Origin of the sequence: Micromonospora sp. 15K316 (assembly GCF_004348525.1) — a bacterium.
Lineage (GTDB): Bacteria > Actinomycetota > Actinomycetes > Mycobacteriales > Micromonosporaceae > Micromonospora.
Window position 1 is genome coordinate 36,608 of record NZ_SMKG01000005.1, and the last position, 16,429, is coordinate 53,036.

Here is a 16,429-nt window from a genome sequence, read left to right on the forward strand (position 1 = left end):
TCGTGCTGTGGATAACCGCTGTGGAAACCGGCCTAGCTGTGGATAACTCTGTGGACCGGCGGGCCGGCCGGTGGATGTCCGGCCGGCCCGCCGGCGACTGTCAGATGTCCAGGAACCGAACGTCCTTGGCGTTGCGCTGGATGAACGAGCGACGCGCCTCGACGTCCTCACCCATCAGCACGCTGAACAACTCGTCGGCGGTCGCCGCGTCGTCGAGCGTGACCTGACGCAGGGTGCGGGTCGCCGGGTTCATCGTGGTCTCCCACAGCTCGGGATAGTTCATCTCGCCGAGACCCTTGAACCGCTGGATGTCGTCCGGCTTCGCGTTGGGCTTCTGCTGCTGGCGCAGCGCGATCAGGCCGTCGCGCTCCCGGTCCGAGTACGCGTACTGCGCGTCGTCGCCCCGCTTGTTCCACTTGATCTTGTAGAGCGGCGGGGCCGCCAGGTAGACGTGCCCCAGCTCGACCAGCGGCCGCATGAAGCGGAAGAGCAGGGTGAGCAGCAGCGTCTGGATGTGCTGACCGTCGACGTCCGCGTCCGCCATCAGCACGATCTTGTGGTAGCGCAGCTTCTCGATGTCGAAGTCGTCGTGGATGCCGGTGCCCAGCGCGGTGATGAGCGCCTGAACCTCGTTGTTCTTGAGCACCCGGTCGATCCGGGCCTTCTCCACGTTGAGGATCTTGCCGCGGATCGGCAGGATCGCCTGGGTCCGCGGGTCGCGACCCTGCTTCGCCGAACCGCCCGCCGAGTCACCCTCGACGATGAAGACCTCGGACTCGCGCGGGTCCGTGGACTGGCAGTCCGCCAGCTTGCCGGGCATCGAGCCGGACTCCAGCAGCGACTTGCGCCGGGCCAGCTTGCGCGCCTGCTGGGCGGCGATCCGGGCCCGGGCCGCCTGGGAGGCCTTCTGGATGATGGTCTTGGCCTCGGCCGGGTTGCGGTCGAACCAGTCGACCAGCCACTCGTTGCAGACCCGCTGCACGAAGCTCTTGACCGGGGTGTTGCCGAGCTTGGTCTTGGTCTGCCCCTCGAACTGCGGGTTGGCGAGCTTCACCGAGATGATCGCGGCGAGCCCCTCGCGGATGTCCTCGCCGGAGAGCTTCTCGTCACCCTTGAGCAGCTTGCGGTCGGTGCCGTACCGGTTGACCACGCTGGTCAGCGCGGCCCGGAAGCCCTCCTCGTGGGTACCGCCCTCGTGGGTGTTGATCGTGTTGGCGAAGGTGTAGACCGACTCGCCGTACGACTCGTTCCACTGCATGGCGATCTCGACCGACATGCCCTCCTCCTCGGCGCCGAACTCGACCACCGTCCGGTGGATCGGGTTCTTCGAGGCGTTGAGGTGCCGGACGAAGTCGGCGATACCGCCCTTGTAAAGGAAGGTCACCTCCCGCGGCTTGCCCTCCTCACCCTCCGCGACCCGCTCGTCGAGCAGGTGGATGGTGAGGCCGCGGTTGAGGAAGGCCATCTCCTGCAGGCGCCGGTAGATGGTCTGGAAGTCGAAGTCGACGGTCTCGAAGACCGTCGCGTCCGGCCAGAACGAGACCGCCGAGCCGCTCCGGTCGGTCGGCTCACCCTTCTCCAGCGGGCTGGGCTTGGAGTTGGTGTACTGCTGCCGCCAGTAGAAGCCGTCCTTCTGGATCTCCACCGCCATCCTGGTGGAGAGGGCGTTCACCACCGAGACGCCCACGCCGTGCAGACCACCGGAGACGGCGTACGCCTTGCCGTCGAACTTGCCACCGGCGTGCAGCACGGTCAGCGCCACCTCGACACCCGGCTTCTTCAGCTTGGGGTGCAGGTCGACCGGGAAGCCCCGACCGTTGTCGGTCACCCGGACGCCACCGTCGGCGAGCAGCACCACGTCGATGGTGTCGCAGTAGCCGGCGAGGGCCTCGTCGACCGCGTTGTCCACGACCTCCCAGACGAGGTGGTGCAGACCCCGCTCGCCGGTCGACCCGATGTACATGCCGGGCCGCTTCCGGACCGCTTCAAGCCCTTCGAGAACGGTGATCGATTCTGCGCCGTACTGCTGGTTGTCCTGCGCTGCCACCCTCGGCCACTTTCTCGCGCCGTTCAGCACCGCAATTGGGCACTTCGGGCGCGGGGTTCGGCGGACAGGACGCGACGTCGGCGCGCACCGGCACCGGAGAGTCCGGTCACGGGTCGGTACGCGCCGGTCGCCGCGGTTGCCCGCGGATCGCGATCGGCTCGACCCGACGTGGACAATGATCGCGGGCCCTTCTGGGGGCCCGTGTCTCCTCGCTCCGCACCGGGTCTTCGTCTCTACGCCAATCTTACTGTGCGTTGGGGGCAGAACCGCCACTCGGCACCCTCGCAAAGCGGCTGAGAACTCCGTAGCGGGCCGAACCGCCGCGTCCACGACTCCCCCCACGCGCCAGCCCAAGATCGACGGGCGGTGCCGCTCGCGGGTGCACCCGGGGTCGGGCGGGTCGAGGGGTCGCGGAGCGACCGGCGGTGCCGTACGTTGGCGGCGGTCCCGGACACGACTTGATCTTTCTGCGTCGGAACCGGACGATCGACTCGATCGACCCCACACGTGCTGTTAAGAGGTGACCCCAGATGGGGCTGGACAACGTCGCGGTCCACTGGCCGCGTACCGGCCGCTTCTACGATCCGGTCGCGCCGGCCGAGTTCGTCGACTTCGGTGAGATCGTCGATCTGCCGAATATCTCCGCGCCGACAGCCGCGCTGGCCGAGTTGATCGCCAAGACCGGCACCGTCCGGGCGACGGTGTACACCGAGCTGGTCGACCTGCTGCTCGGCCTGGAGGGTGTGCTCTACGCCACGGACGCCGCGGCCGAGGACGAGGACCCGGTGATCGACCCGGACGGCTGCGGCTGGATCGCCGACGGCATCGAACGTTTCGTCGCCGGGCACCGGGAGTACGGCGAGGTGGTCACGTTCGAGTCGGTGAGCGAGGTGCTGCGCGCGCTGCTCGGTGACGGGCGTCTGGCCGAGCAACAGCTGCGCTGGCTGGACGGGCGACTCGACGCGCTGCGCGACGAGAGCGGCGAGCCGCCGCAGTGGAACTTCACCGGCGCCGAGCTCAGCGTCCTGGCCGCCTTCTACCGGCGCTGCGCCGATCGCGGCTTCGCCGTCTACGCGGAGTCCGCGGCCCCGCGCCGGGCCACCCACTCCTGACCACCGGTCCGTAGGAGCGGGGGTTTACCGGGATGTCGGGGCGTCCGGGCAGGCGGATAGCCCGACATACACGGGACTCGCGCGGAGCCGCAGACCGCGCGGGCCGGTCAGCGCTCAGGAAGCCGGCTCGGCGCCGGCCCGGTTCGCCGCGGCGATGACGGTGGTGAGGGCGGCGTGCAGCTGCTGCAACTCGGCCACCGGCAACCCGAGCCGGGCCACGATCGCGGCCGGGATCTGCTCGGCCTGCGCCCGCAGCGCCGCTCCGGCGGCGGTCAGCGTGACCGCGAGGCTGCGCTCGTCGGCGGCCGCCCGCTCCCGACGTACGTATCCGGTCGCCTCCAGCCGCTTCAGCAGCGGCGAGAGGGTACCCGGATCCAGTTGCAGCAGGCGGCTCAGCTCGCGAACGGAGAGCGGGGCGTGCTGCCAGAGCGCCAGCATCACCAGGTACTGCGGGTGGGTGAGCCCCATCGGCTCCAGCAGCGGGCGGTAGACCGCGACGACGCCGCGCGCGGCGACCGAGAGCGCGAAGCAGACCTGCTCCTCCAGGGCCAACGGATCCCGGCCGGCCACCTCGTCGCGCACTGCTCGCCCCCCTCGTAGACCGGTGCTATCGTACCGGTATTTGGTGCCCCAATGATTGGTACGCAAACTATTGGGGGCCCAATCACAAGGGAGGCGGGTGGCATGAGCGAGGAGAAGCCGGGCCGGAAACCGGGTGAGGGCGGCCGGCTCATGAGGTGGGCGTACCGGCACCTGGCCGGCCCGGCCGAGGTCCAGGGCGCCGTCCAGGGTGGCTCGGCGGTGGCCCGGGAGCTGTGGAAACAGGACCTGGAGAACCGCAAGCGTTACAGCCGGGAGCAGCGGGAACGCAAACGGGCCGCGCGCGAGGCCCGCAACGGCGGCTGAGCCGCGATCAGCCGTACGTGTCGCGTGGGCCGCGACCACGGACCCGGCGCGGCCCACGGGACCACGACGGTGCCGCCGGCCCGTGGATGTGCAGCTTGCGCACCACGTTGTGACCGACCTCCCGGGCGATCTGCTTCAGCAGCGAGCCGGCGAGCAGACGCAGCTGGGTCGCCCACGCGGTGGACCGGGCCTCGACGGTCAGCTCGCCGTCCTCCAGCTTCACCGGGCGGCTGTTCTGGGCCACCTCCGGCCCCACCACCCGCTCCCAGGCGCCGAAGACGGTCGCCTCGGCGGCCGGCTGCTGCCAGCCACGGGCCTTGACCAGCCGGTCCAGCACCGCACCCAGCGGCTGCGGGTCACGTGGGTCCGGCCCCGGCCCCGAGTAGCCGCGCAACCTCCGCTCGCCACCACCGGTCCCCCCGGTCCCGGCCCGCCGGCGGGTCTTCGCCGCCGACTCCCGCCGGGCCTTCGCCGCGTCCAGCACCGCGCGCGCCAGCTGCGGCCCCGACACCCCGTCCGGCCCGCCCGTCTCGGCGCCACCGGCCGGGCCCGTCTCGGGCACGGCGTCCCGCTCGGCGCCGGGCCGTGAAACGGCCCCACCGTCCGCCGCGGTTCCGCCCGATCGGGCGCCCGGACCGCCGCCGCCCGTTGCGCCAACCGCCCCGGTACGCGCACCGGAGCCACCGGCCGAGGCGGCGCGGCTCTGCCGCCCCGTCTGCGAGCGGCCCCCCTGGGTGCCCTCCGGATCACTCGGCACGGCGCACCGTCCCCTCGCCCACCTCGTACCGGGCGCCGCGCAGGGCCACCGGCACGTCGTCGTCGACGGCGCAGGTCACCAGCAGCTGACTCGCCCCGCCGACCAGCTCGGCCAGCCGCTCCCGCCGGCCCGCGTCCAGCTCGGCGAAGACGTCGTCGAGCACCAGCACCGGCTCGACCCCGTCGGCGCGCAGCAGGTCGTACCCGGCCAGGCGCAACGCCAGCGCGAACGACCAGGACTCGCCGTGGCTGGCGTACCCCTTGGCGGGCAGCGGGCCGAGAGTGAGGGCCAGCTCGTCCCGGTGCGGGCCGACCAGCGTCGTACCCCGCTCGATCTCCGCCGACCGCGACTCGGCGAGCGCGGCCGTCAACGCCTCGGCGAGCACGGCCCGGTCCACGGTCGGCTCGGCCAGCTCCACCGACGGCCGGTACGCGATCGCCGCCGCACCACGCCCCGCGGCGACCGCGTCGTACGCCTTCGCCACGTGCGGCGTCAGCGCCGCGACCAGTTCCAGCCGCCCGGCGAGCAGCTCCGCGCCGTGGCGGGCCAGGTGGGTGTCCCAGACGGCCAGCGTCGAGAGGTCGCCGCCGCGCGACCCGCCCGTCTTGCGGGCCAGGTACGCGGTACGCAGCAGGGCGTTGCGCTGTTTGACCACCCGCTCGTAGTCGGCCCGCACCCCGGCGAACCGGGGCTGCCGGCTGACCAGCAGGTCGTCCAGGTAGCGGCGGCGCTCCGCCGGGTCGCCCCGGACGAGTTCCAGGTCCTCCGGGGCGAAGAGCACCAGCCGCAACGCGCCGAGGACGTCCCGGGCCCGACGCGCGGGCGAACGGCCCAGCCGTGCCCGGTTCGCCTTGCCCGGAACGATCTCCAGCTCGACCAGCAGCTCGCGCCCCTCGTGCACGACCGCACAGCGGATCACCGCCGAGCCGGCGCCCATCCGCACCAGCGGCGCGTCCGTGGCGACCCGGTGACTGTCCAGGGTCGCCACGTAGCCGAGCGCCTCGACCAGGTTCGTCTTGCCGACGCCGTTGGCGCCGATCAGGACGTTCGCCCCCGGCTCCAGGTCCACGCCGACCCGCTCGTACGAGCGGAAGTCGACCAGTTCCAGCCGGCGGACGTACACAGGTTGTGGATACCGTCAGCGCTTACGGACGGCGTGCCCGCCGAACTGCTGACGCAGCGCGGCCACCGCCTTCATCGCGGGCGAGTCCTCCTGGCGCGAGGCGAAGCGGGCGAAGAGCGACGCCGTGATGACGTTCAACGGCACGGCCAGCCGGACCGCCTCGTCCACCGTCCAGCGGCCCTCGCCGGTGTCCTCGGTGTAGCCGCTCAGCTCGGCGAGCTCCGGGTCCTCGTCGAGGGCCCGGTCGAGCAGGTCGAGCAGCCAGGAGCGGACCACGGTGCCCTCACGCCACGACTTGAAGACGCCGGGCACGTTGGTGACCAGCTCGGAGGCGGCCAGCAGCTCGTAGCCCTCGGCGTAGGCGTGCATCAGGCCGTACTCGATGCCGTTGTGGACCATCTTGGCGTAGTGACCGGCGCCGACCGGGCCGGCGTGCACGAAGCCGAACTCGCCCTCCGGCTTGAGCGACTCGAAGATCGGCATCAGCCGAGCGACGTGCTCCTCGGAGCCGCCGACCATCAGCGCGTACCCGTTCTGCCGGCCCCAGACGCCACCGGAGACACCGACGTCGATGTAGCCGATGCCCTGGTCGTTCAGCCGCTCGGCGCGGGGGGCGTCGTCGCTGAATCGCGAGTTGCCACCGTCGATGATGATGTCGCCCGCGTCCAGCACCTCGGCCAGCGCATCGATGGTCTCGTCGGTCACGCCCGCCGGCACCATCACCCAGATCGCCCGCGGCGACTCGAGCTTCTCCGCCAGCTCCGCGAGGGAGGCAACGTCGCTCAGCTCCGCGTTGTGGTCGAAACCGACCACCTCGTGGCCGGCGGCGCGCAACCGCTCGCGCATGTTGCCGCCCATCCGGCCGAGACCTACCAGGCCGAGCTGCATGTGTTCTTACCTCCGGTGCGTGGGTGTTGCGGGCGCGATCAGCGGGACACGCGGATCGGCATGATGAGGTAGCGATACCCGGGGACGACCTCGCCATCCTCGCCGGCCGGCGAAATCACCGCGGGCTTGAAGGCGTCGACGAACGAGAGCACCGCGGTCTGCGCGCCCAGGTTGGTCAGGCCGTCGATCAGGTACTGCGGGTTGAAGCCGATGGTGAGCGGGTCGCCGGTGAAGGTGGCCTCCATCGCCTCGCTCGCCCGCGCCTCCTCGGAGCCGCCGGCCTCCACGACCAGCCCGTCGGCGCTGAAGCTGAGCAGCACCGGAGTGGTCCGCTCGGCGACCAGCGCCACGCGCTTGACGACCTCGATCAGGGTGCTCACCGACACCCGGGCGTCGGCGTTGTGGCTGCTCGGGAAGAGCGACCGGACCGGCGGGTAGTTGGCGCCGTCGAGCAGGCGGCTGGTCGTACGCCGGGTGCCGCCGGCGAAGCCGATCATGCCTTCGCCGGCGCCGCCGGCGGCCAGCGCCAGGGTGACCTCGCCACCGAGCGGGCCTAGGGCCTTCGCGGTGTCGTGCAGGGTGCGCGCGGGCACCAGGGCGTTGATGCTCACCTCGGGGTCGTCCGGGTTCCACTGGATCTCGCGCAGCGCCAGCCGGTAGCGGTCGGTGGCGAGCATCGCCAGGGTGGAGCCGGAGAGCTCGATCCGCACACCGGTCATCATCGGCAGGGTCTCGTCGCGCCCGGCGGCGACGGCCACCTGGGCGACCGCGGCGGCGAACGTCGCCGCGTCGACGGTGCCGGCGCTCTCCGGCATCTCCGGCAGCGACGGGTAGTCCTCCACCGGCATGGTGGGCAGCGTGAACCGGGCGCTGCCGCAGACCAGCTCGAGGTGGGCGCCGACCGCGGCGATGTCGACCGGCTTGGCCGGCAGCGCCTTGGTGATCTCGGCAAGGAGCCGGCCGGAGACCAGCGCGGCTCCGTCGGCGTCCCCCTGGACCTCGACGGTCACCTGGCTGGAGACCTCGTAGTCGAACCCGGAGACCTGCAGGTTCCCGTCGGTGACCCGGAGCATCACGCCGGCCAGTACGGGAACGGACGGCCGGTTGGGCAGGCTCTTCGCGGTCCAGGCCACGGCCTCGGCGAGCGCGTCGCGCTCCACTCGGAACTTCATCAATGCCTCCGCGTCGACGTCGACGACCACTCTCTCATGCCGACCGCTGCCTGCCGACCCGCCCGACGGTGCGGGTGCTCATCGCACCTTAAGGCGCGACGACATCGGCTGTGTGCCCGACCCCACGGAGGGAGTCCCTGCTCACCGCTGCCGAGGCAGCGTCCGGCCCGATCCACAGAAAGTCCAACGGTGATGATTGGTTTTTGTTCTTTCAGAAGAGATAACTCATCGTCTTCATCGCACCTGTGCAAACTGTGGAGAACCGACGTTTGCGCAGGTGAGACAGGTTATCCACCGGTGATTTGGCTGTGGAGAACCGGGGTGTAACCCGGGGGTGCCGTCCACAGGCCGCGTCCGCCCCCAGGTTGTCCACCGTCGTCCACCGGTTATCCACCGCCTATCCACCGACTTTCTCCCCAGGCCTGTGGACTGTGCGGAACGTCCCGACCGCCGTCATCCCCAGAACCTTCAACAGCTTGCCCACAGGTCGACGGTCATCGGTGGATGACGACGCTCGTTGTCCCCAGCCGTCCACACCCCGTCCCCAGGGTTTGTCCACAACCTGTGGGTAACCGAGCCTGGACCGAGCGTAGTTATCCACCGTCGGTGGATAACGGGATGTGGACAACGATCGGGGCGGTGGACGGACATGGGCCGATCCTGGGGGTTCGACCGGCTCGAGGGTCAAGTCGAAGGGGTGTGGAAAAACGTCGAGCCCCGCCGGGTGGCGGGGCTCGGGTGCGTCGGTGGCTCTGCGGTCCGGGGCCGGTCCGGGGCCGGGTAGGTCTCAGGTGTTCTGCTTGATCCGGTTGGTCAGCTCGGCGATCTGGTTGTAGAGCGAGCGGCGCTCGGCCATCTGCTGCCGGATCTTCCGGTCGGCGTGCATCACGGTGGTGTGGTCGCGTCCACCGAACGCCTGCCCGATCCGGGGCAGCGACAGGTCGGTCAGCTCCCGGCACAGGTACATGGCCACCTGGCGGGCGTTGACGAGGACCCGGGACCGGGAGTGCCCGCGCAGGTCCTCCAGGCTCACCCCGAAGTAGTCGGCGGTGGAGACCATGATCTGGTCGGCGGTGATCTCCGGGCCGGCGCCGTCCGGGATGAAGTCCCGCAGCACCTCCTCGGCCAGGGACAGCTCGACCGTCGACCGGGTGAGGCTCGCGAACGCGGTCACCCGGATCAGCGCGCCCTCGAGCTCGCGGATCGAGTTCGACACCCGGGAGGCGATGAACTCCAGCACGTCCGGCGGCGCGTAGAGCCGCTCCTGGGCCGCCTTCTTCTGCAGGATCGCGATTCGCGTCTCCAGGTCCGGCGGCTGGATGTCGGCGAGCAGGCCCCACTCGAAGCGGGTACGCAGCCGGTCCTCCAGCGTCGCCAGCTGTTTCGGCGAGCGGTCCGAGGTGATCACGATCTGCTTGTTGGCGTTGTGCAGGGTGTTGAAGGTGTGGAAGAACTCCTCCTGCGTCCGTTCCCGGTTCTCCAGGAACTGGATGTCGTCGATCAGGAGGATGTCCACGTCCCGGTACCGTCGCTGGAACGCACTGGTCTTGTCGTCCCGAAGCGAGTTGATGAAGTCGTTGGTGAACTCCTCGGTCGAGACGTACCGCACCGAGCGGGCGTTGCCGAGGGTCGTCGCGTAGTGCCCGATGGCGTGCAGTAGGTGGGTCTTGCCGAGCCCGGAGCTGCCGTAGATGAAGAGCGGGTTGTACGCCTTCGCGGGTGACTCCGCCACGGCGACCGACGCGGCGTGCGCGAAGCGGTTCGACGAGCCGATGACGAACGTCTCGAACATGTACTTCGGGTTGAGCCGGTTGCCGCCCGTGTCGGCTCCGGGCAGCCGTCGGTCGTCCCGCAGACCCGCTCGGTGATCCGCGCCACTGCGGCCGGGGCCGCTGTCGGTGCCGCCGTCGCGGGGCAGTGCCCGGATCACGTGCTGGTCACGCGGCGACGGCGTGTCGTCGCGGTAGCGGGGCTCGTAGGAGCTGGTGTCCGGGCCCGGCGGGTCGAGCCGGGCCGCCTGCTCGTCGAAGCCACGGCGCTCCGGTGCGGCGAGGGGAGCCGGCGCCGGGGCCGGATCGCCGAAGGCGGCGCTGAACAACGTCTCCTGCGCGTCCCGCCCCCCGAAGTCGGCGAGGTGGGGTTCGAGAGCTGGTTGCCCCGGTGCGTGCTCGGGCCCCGGCTGTTCGGGGACGTGCGCCGCCGGCCGGGCGGTTCCGTCGTGCCGAGGGCCGTCACCGGGGTGCGGGGCGTCGAGCAGCCTCGGTGGCTCGACCTCCGGGTCGACCGGCCCCGAATCCGGGGTGCTGCGGTAGACGGTTCCGGCCGGTCGTCCGGCAGGATCCTCGGGGACCCGGACGGTGACCGCCACCTGGATCGGCCGGCCGAGGCGACGGGTGAGCGCCTCGGTGATCGCCGGGCGCAGCCTCGACTCGATCACGTCCCGGGTGAACGCGTCCGGCACGGAGAGCAGCGCGGTGTCCTCGACTATCGCGCGCAGTCGGGTCAGCCGGAGGTAGGCCCGCTGCTGGGCGGAGATGATCTCGTCGGCGAGCTCGTCGGTCGTCGCCGTCCACACCGCGGCAAGATCGGTCGAACCGGCCACCGTCGTGCCACCCCCTCGCCTCTGCTCCCCGGCCGTCGCTGTCTGCCAGCCGGCCGTCGCGGGCCCGCCGCGTTCGCGCGATGGCGCTTCACCACCCGAACGGCCGACCAGTCGTCGTCCACAAGTTATCCACAGCCTGTGTACCGACCGATTGTGGCCGTTCGTCGGACGCGGGTGGGACCTGCCCCTGCCTGATCGAGCGCTGAAGCGGGTACACCGTGCCGAACGATTAACTACCTTGTCCGGTCTTGCCGGTCGACGACGACTCAACCCCCGACGCCGACCGCAATCGGGCACGGTAACAGCGTTGTCCCTGCGCCATCAACCGGCGACGCGGCCCGTACGTTCTCGGTATGAGTGAAAACCGCCGCTTCGGTCGCGGGCGCGTCCCCGAGGACCGGGGGCGTGCCGTTTGACGGTCATTGCCCCCCTGCGTAGGCTGGAGCGGCTGCTCTCACGCCCTCTGTTAGGGTGATGGGTGCTCGCTGCCCGGTGGGTCCCCCGCACAGACGGGGTGCCGCGTCGCCCGGCAGCGCCGATCGGAGGCCACCCCGCAGTGGCCTGGACCACCACACGACTCCCGGGTCCGTACGGCCCCGGGACGTAGGACAACGGAGAGCCTGACGTGAGCAAGCGCACCTACCAGCCGAACAACCGCCGGCGTGCCAAGACCCACGGCTTCCGGCTGCGCATGCGCACCCGGGCCGGGCGGGCCATCCTCTCGACCCGTCGCGCCAAGGGCCGCGCCCGCCTGTCGGCCTGAGGCCGACCGGGCAGGTCCGGGGGGACGTGGGGCAGCCGTGCTGGCCGCCGCGCAGCGACTGCGGCGCAGCAGCGAGTTCGCCGCAGCGGTCCGGGGTGGCCGACGCGCCGGCCGTGGTGCCGTCGTGGTGCACCTGACCCTGCCGATCTCCCCGGAGGCGGCGACGCCGACATCGCCGGAGCCGGCGCGGGAAGCCGGTGCGGAGGACTCCTCCGCGCCGACTCGCGCCGGCTTCGTCGTATCCAAGGCGGTGGGACCCGCGGTGGTCCGCAACCGGGTCCGCCGCCGCCTGCGGCACCTGGTTCGGGAACGGCTGGGCGAACTCCCCGCGGGCAGCACGTTGGTCGTGCGGGCGCTCCCCGAGGCGGCCGAGGTCTCCTACCTGCGGCTCGGTGCCGACCTGGACGCCGCGATCACCGCCGCCCAGGCGCCCCGAAGGCGGCGTCGGTGAGCGTCGGTTCGGCCGCGTCCCGGCCCCGCAGCCTGGCCGCCCGTGTGCTGATCGGGCCCATCATCGCGTACCGTCGTTGGATAAGTCCGGCACTGCCGGCCCGCTGTCGGTTCTACCCGTCGTGCAGTGCGTACGCCCTCGAGGCGGTGTCCCGGCACGGCGCGGCCCGCGGAACCTGGTTGGCGGTCCGGCGGTTGTTGCGATGCCACCCCTTCCACCCAGGTGGACATGACCCGGTACCGGAGCCGGGCGGTCGCCGCCGTGCCGATGTGACTGGAGCTCCGAATTGAGTCTCGACTGGGTCTACTACGCGATTTCGTGGATCCTGCTGACCTGGCACTCGGCCTGGGATGCCATCGGAGTGCCCGTCGACGCCGTTCTCGGTACGAACTTCGCCTGGATCCTGGCGATCATCTTCCTGGTGGTCACCGTCCGGGTGATCCTCTTCCCGGTCTTCGTCAAGCAGATCAAGTCGCAGCGCGCCATGCAGGCGCTCCAGCCGCAGGTCAAGGCGCTGCAGGAGAAGCACAAGGGTGACCGGGAGACGCTCCAGAAGGAGATGATGGAGCTCTATCGGAAGGAAAAGGCCAACCCGCTCATGGGCTGCCTTCCGATGTTCCTCCAGATCCCCGTCTTCCTGGGCCTCTTCCACGTGCTGAAGCGGCTCAACCCGACCAACGACAAGAAGACGCTGTATGGCTGGGCGGCGGATCAGTTCAACAGCGCCTCCAACGCGAAGCTCTTCACCGCGCCGATCTCCGGCAAGTTCGGCTCGACGCCCGTTGAACTGGCCAATCTGGGCGCGAACGGCACCACCGTAAAGATCATCGCCGGTGTCCTGGTCCTGGTGATGATGGGCACCACCTACCTCACCAGCCGCCAGATGATCCTGAAGACCGGCTGGGCCGAGGACCCGCAGCAGCGGATGATCCAGCGCCTGATGCTCTACGGCATCCCGCTCTCGCTGCTCGTCTCGGGTGCGATCTTCCCGATCGGTGTGATCATCTACTGGGTCACCAACAACCTCTTCACCCTCGGCCAGCAGCAGTGGGTGCTCCGCAAGTACCCGCCGCCGGTCACCGCCAAGACCACCACCTCGGCCCGGAACCCGGTGCAGCCGGCGAAGACCGCTGGCCTCTTCGGTCGCAAGCCGGCCACGCAGCCGCCGACCAAGGCCGCCGCGCCGAAGGTCGCCGCCCCGAAGCCGGGCGCGAAGCCGGCCAACCCCAAGAAGGGGCGCCCCGCCAAGCGGCAGGGCTGACGTGATGCGGGCCGCCGCGGGAGACCGCCGGCGGCCCGTTTCCGCACCGAGCGGCCGCCGTACAGCCGGCGCCGGGCGGAACGCACCGCGCGAGACGCGGGCGCGGGCGAAACTGCCCGTACAGACGTGCCCGTGGCACCGGCGACCTCCCGCCGGGCCTCGGGAGACCAACGGACCCGACGGTCCGGCCGAGCGAGTACGGAGATGAGACCGTGACCGATACCAGCATCCCCCGCGCCGACGAGTCGCTGGACGAGGAGGAGACCGCCTCCGTGGCAGTGGACGAGGAGACCGACGGCGACACCGCCTCCGACGCCGAGGAGGCGAACGGCGCGGGCCGGGAGAAGAAGGCTCCGGCCGACAGCGACCTGTTCCGGCAGAGCGAGATCGCGGCCGACTACGTGGAGGGCCTGCTCGACATCCTCGACTACGACGGCGACATCGACGAGCTGGTCTCCGCCGGCCGTCCGGTCGTCGAGGTCGTCGGCGGCCGGCTGCAGAGCCTCGTCGGCCAGCGCGGCGCCACCCTGGAGGCGCTCCAGGAGCTCACCCGGCTCGCCGTCTTCCGCCAGACCGGTTCGCCGAGCCGGCTCCTGCTCGACGTCGGCGGCTACCGGGCCACCCGGCGCAAGGAACTCGCCGCCGTGGCCCGTAACGCGGTCGAGAAGGTGAAGGAGTACGGCGAGCCCGTCCGGCTGGAGCCGATGTCCGCCTTCGAGCGCAAGTGCGTGCACGACGTGGTCAACGCGATCGCCGGGGTGGAGAGCGAGTCGGAGGGCGTCGAGCCGAACCGCCGTATCGTCGTCCGACCGGCGGACTGACCGGGTGACTCACGACGACTTCCCGACCGGCCCGGGTGGTACCTCACCCGGGCCGTCGGCTGTCCGGCCCGGCGTACCCTCCGTCGGTCCTGCCGGCGCGCAGCCCGACGGCAGTGCGGCGAAGGCAGCCGACCCCACCGACGCCGTCCTGCCGGCCGGTCTGGCCGGGGCGGCCCGCACCCTCTTCGGTGACCGCCTCGACGTGGCCGCGGCCTACGCCGAGCTGCTCGCCACCGATGGGGTGATCCGCGGCCTGATCGGCCCTCGCGAGGCGCCCCGGATCTGGGACCGCCACCTGCTCAACTGCGCGGCGGTCGCCGAGCGGATCCCGGAGGGCGTCGAGGTGCTGGACGTCGGATCGGGTGCCGGCCTCCCCGGCCTGGTCCTGGCGATCGCGCGTCCCGACCTCGCGGTGACGCTGGTGGAGCCGCTGGCCCGGCGCACCTCGTTCCTGATCGAGGCGGTGGAGCGGCTCGGGTTGGGCGCGACCGTCCGCGTGTTCCGTGGCCGAGCCGAAGAAGCGGCGGCGGGTGCGGCCGGGGTGGCGCCACTGCGCGCCGACGTGGTCACCGCCCGCGCCGTCGCCCCGCTGGACCGGCTCGCGGCCTGGTGCCTGCCGCTCGCCGTGCCGAACGGGCGGCTGGTCGCGCTCAAGGGTGCGTCGGCCGCCGAGGAGATCGCCGAGCACGCGGCTGCGGTGGCGAAGTTGGGCGGCGGGGAACCCGCCGTGCACCTCTGCGGCGTCGGCGTGATCGATCCGCCGACCACTGTCGTCGAGGTGGTACGGGAGCGGGTCGTGGGCACGACAGGTGCGGCGGCCGGCAAGCGGTCGCGCGGCGGACGCTCTCGCCGTCGCTGACGGGGCGGCCCTGACGGTAGCCGCAAGGATCGCCGACCCCGACGACTGCTCCAGCTGTGACGCCTGTCGCCCTCGGCGACCGAAAACGCATCCGCCGCGCCGCTGCGTCGGACACTGCGTGCGGCGCGCCACGCCCCCTCGGCTGACCAGCGGTTCCGTTGTGGCATAAGCCTTTCCCGTCCGGTGCCTTGGTCGTTGAACCGGTGCGGGTGGAGGGAAGGGATGAGAACCCGACGTGGACCGGTCGCGCCCGTGCGCCGTAGGCTGACCGCGCGTCGATAGTGTGGAGCGGATGGCGACGGACGTTGACGGTCCCGGCCGCTCCCGCTGGCTACGGACACCGCCGAAGCACGCGGGTGTGGCCAGTTGACGGGTGCGGACCGACCATCCGGAGCGGGCAGGGATGACAGGTGCATGACGACGGTAGGTACGACGACCCACGAGCGAACAGGTCGGCCAACGACCATGTTTCACGTGAAACCAGCTACCCCGCCTGGTCCCCCGACGGGTCCGGGCCGGATCAGCCGGCGAACCGCCCGGCCGACTCCGTACCTCGGCCGGTGAACGCGCCATCGGATTCACGGTCCGCCGGCACCCGGCGCAACTCCACGGCGTCGGCCCGATTCGAGCAGGCCGTCCCGCAGCAGCCCACCCCTGACGCGGTACGGGACGCGGCCGTATCGCCTGACGCCCCCACCGTTCCGGTCGAGCCGCACGAGGCCGAGCCGGTTGACCCCTCGTACGTTTCACGTGAAACGGCCGAAGATGATGACCCACCGTTGGCAATGGAGGCGATGCGCGCCGTGCAGATCCTGAACCCCAGTGGCGAGGTGACGATGCCTCGACCGGAGCGGACCCGGGTCATGTGCGTCGCGAACCAGAAGGGCGGGGTGGGGAAGACGACCACCACCGTCAACCTGGCCGTGGCGCTCGCGCTGCACGGCAATCGGGTGCTGGTGGTGGACCTCGACCCCCAGGGCAATGCCTCCACCGGACTGAACGTGCCGCACCACACCGGCGTGCCGGACGTCTACGACTGCCTCATCAACAGCCTGCCGCTGGAGGAGGTGGCCCAGCCCGTCGAGGGCATTCCGAACCTCTGGTGTGTACCGGCGACCATCGACCTAGCGGGTGCCGAGATCGAGCTCGTCTCCGTGGTGGCCCGCGAGTCCCGCCTCTCCCGTGCGATCGAGGCGTACCCGGGTCACTTCGACTACGTCTTCATCGACTGCCCGCCCTCGCTCGGCCTGCTCACCGTGAACGCTCTGGTGGCCGCGCAGGAGGTGCTCATCCCGATCCAGTGCGAGTACTACGCGCTCGAGGGGCTGAACCAGCTCATCAACAACATCAACCTGGTCCGCCAGCACCTCAACCCGCGGCTCGAGGTCTCCACGATCCTGCTCACCATGTACGACCGCCGTACCCGCCTCGCGGACGCGGTCGAGCAGGACGTCCGTAACCACTTCGGCGACAAGGTTCTCCAGGCGGTGATTCCGCGGAACGTGCGCGTCTCCGAGGCGCCCAGCTACGGGCAGTCGGTGATGACCTACGATCCCGGGTCGCGGGGAGCGACGAGCTACTTCGAGGCGGCCCAGGAGATCGCCGAGCGCGGCGTCAAGGAACCGGTGGGCCGGAATGCGTAGTGCGGGGAAGTCGTCTGGAGGCGT

The 16,429-nt window shown here is 71.0% G+C and carries 16 protein-coding genes; 9 read left to right on the forward strand and 7 right to left on the reverse strand.

Translation table 11 applies throughout. The features are described from left to right. Positions 1-100 precede the first annotated feature (100 nt). Positions 101-2,047: a DNA topoisomerase (ATP-hydrolyzing) subunit B gene (gene gyrB, locus E1211_RS02625; RefSeq protein ID WP_132344980.1), complete on the reverse strand. Its 1,947-nt coding sequence runs from the start codon at positions 2,045-2,047 to the stop codon at positions 101-103. 530 nt (positions 2,048-2,577) lie between these two features. On the opposite strand from gyrB, the gene E1211_RS02635 reads away from it, so the two are divergent. Next, positions 2,578-3,159 carry a hypothetical protein gene (locus tag E1211_RS02635; RefSeq protein ID WP_132344984.1) on the forward strand — a complete coding sequence of 194 codons (582 nt, stop codon included), beginning with the start codon at positions 2,578-2,580 and terminating at the stop codon, positions 3,157-3,159. Between the two features lie 114 nt (positions 3,160-3,273). Here E1211_RS02635 and E1211_RS02640 read toward each other — a convergent pair whose 3' ends face one another. After that, a complete protein-coding gene (locus E1211_RS02640; RefSeq protein WP_132344986.1) occupies positions 3,274-3,741 on the reverse strand; it encodes a MarR family winged helix-turn-helix transcriptional regulator in 468 nt (155 codons plus the stop codon). A 102-nt stretch (positions 3,742-3,843) separates the two neighbouring features. On the opposite strand from E1211_RS02640, the gene E1211_RS02645 reads away from it, so the two are divergent. After that, positions 3,844-4,065, forward strand: a complete 222-nt coding sequence (locus E1211_RS02645) for a hypothetical protein (RefSeq protein WP_132344988.1) — start codon at positions 3,844-3,846, stop codon at positions 4,063-4,065. Positions 4,066-4,072: 7 nt separating this feature from the next. On the opposite strand, the gene E1211_RS02650 is transcribed toward E1211_RS02645, so the two are convergent. The 5 genes from E1211_RS02650 to dnaA form a co-directional block, all read right to left on the reverse strand. Next, the gene (locus tag E1211_RS02650) at positions 4,073-4,627 is read right to left on the reverse strand and encodes a DUF721 domain-containing protein (RefSeq protein ID WP_243709305.1); all 555 of its coding nucleotides are present in this window, start codon (positions 4,625-4,627) and stop codon (positions 4,073-4,075) included. 184 nt (positions 4,628-4,811) lie between these two features. Beyond that, positions 4,812-5,945: a DNA replication/repair protein RecF gene (gene recF, locus E1211_RS02655; RefSeq protein WP_132344992.1), complete on the reverse strand. Its 1,134-nt coding sequence runs from the start codon at positions 5,943-5,945 to the stop codon at positions 4,812-4,814. A gap of 15 nt (positions 5,946-5,960) precedes the next feature. After that, the gene (gene gnd / locus E1211_RS02660) at positions 5,961-6,833 is read right to left on the reverse strand and encodes a phosphogluconate dehydrogenase (NAD(+)-dependent, decarboxylating) (protein WP_132344994.1); all 873 of its coding nucleotides are present in this window, start codon (positions 6,831-6,833) and stop codon (positions 5,961-5,963) included. 38 nt (positions 6,834-6,871) lie between these two features. Beyond that, complete coding sequence (dnaN, locus tag E1211_RS02665) at positions 6,872-8,005, reverse strand: DNA polymerase III subunit beta (RefSeq protein ID WP_132344996.1); 1,134 nt, start codon at positions 8,003-8,005, stop codon at positions 6,872-6,874. Positions 8,006-8,792: 787 nt separating this feature from the next. Further along, positions 8,793-10,607 (reverse strand): chromosomal replication initiator protein DnaA, encoded by a 1,815-nt coding sequence (gene dnaA, locus E1211_RS02670; RefSeq protein ID WP_132344998.1) that lies wholly within the window; start codon positions 10,605-10,607, stop codon positions 8,793-8,795. A gap of 625 nt (positions 10,608-11,232) precedes the next feature. Between dnaA and rpmH the strand changes: the two genes are divergently transcribed. The 7 genes from rpmH (at position 11,233) to E1211_RS02705 (ending at position 16,405) form a co-directional block, all read left to right on the forward strand. Next, positions 11,233-11,370 carry a 50S ribosomal protein L34 gene (gene rpmH, locus E1211_RS02675; protein ID WP_007073824.1) on the forward strand — a complete coding sequence of 46 codons (138 nt, stop codon included), beginning with the start codon at positions 11,233-11,235 and terminating at the stop codon, positions 11,368-11,370. 37 nt (positions 11,371-11,407) lie between these two features. After that, positions 11,408-11,821 (forward strand): ribonuclease P protein component, encoded by a 414-nt coding sequence (gene rnpA / locus E1211_RS02680; protein WP_132345000.1) that lies wholly within the window; start codon positions 11,408-11,410, stop codon positions 11,819-11,821. Between the two features lie 44 nt (positions 11,822-11,865). Next, on the forward strand, positions 11,866-12,111 hold the full coding sequence (yidD, locus tag E1211_RS02685) for a membrane protein insertion efficiency factor YidD (RefSeq protein WP_207915192.1): 246 nt from the start codon (positions 11,866-11,868) through the stop codon (positions 12,109-12,111). Then, positions 12,108-13,082 (forward strand): membrane protein insertase YidC, encoded by a 975-nt coding sequence (gene yidC, locus E1211_RS02690; protein WP_132345004.1) that lies wholly within the window; start codon positions 12,108-12,110, stop codon positions 13,080-13,082. Before yidD ends, yidC begins: the two co-directional genes overlap by 4 nt. 212 nt (positions 13,083-13,294) lie before the next feature. Beyond that, entirely contained in the window at positions 13,295-13,903 is a 609-nt protein-coding gene (locus tag E1211_RS02695) for a R3H domain-containing nucleic acid-binding protein (RefSeq protein WP_132345006.1), read from the forward strand. A 148-nt stretch (positions 13,904-14,051) separates the two neighbouring features. Further along, positions 14,052-14,762: a 16S rRNA (guanine(527)-N(7))-methyltransferase RsmG gene (gene rsmG / locus E1211_RS02700; RefSeq protein ID WP_243709310.1), complete on the forward strand. Its 711-nt coding sequence runs from the start codon at positions 14,052-14,054 to the stop codon at positions 14,760-14,762. A gap of 410 nt (positions 14,763-15,172) precedes the next feature. After that, complete coding sequence (locus E1211_RS02705) at positions 15,173-16,405, forward strand: AAA family ATPase (protein ID WP_371686116.1); 1,233 nt, start codon at positions 15,173-15,175, stop codon at positions 16,403-16,405. Positions 16,406-16,429 lie beyond the last annotated feature (24 nt).

Coding starts and splice junctions, on each gene's coding strand:
- E1211_RS02635 (WP_132344984.1), top strand. CDS start 2,578: ATGGGGCTGGACAACGTCGCGGTCCACTGGCCGCGTACCGGCCGCTTC.
- E1211_RS02645 (WP_132344988.1), top strand. CDS start 3,844: ATGAGCGAGGAGAAGCCGGGCCGGAAACCGGGTGAGGGCGGCCGGCTC.
- gnd (WP_132344994.1), bottom strand. CDS start 6,833: ATGCAGCTCGGCCTGGTAGGTCTCGGCCGGATGGGCGGCAACATGCGC.
- dnaN (WP_132344996.1), bottom strand. CDS start 8,005: ATGAAGTTCCGAGTGGAGCGCGACGCGCTCGCCGAGGCCGTGGCCTGG.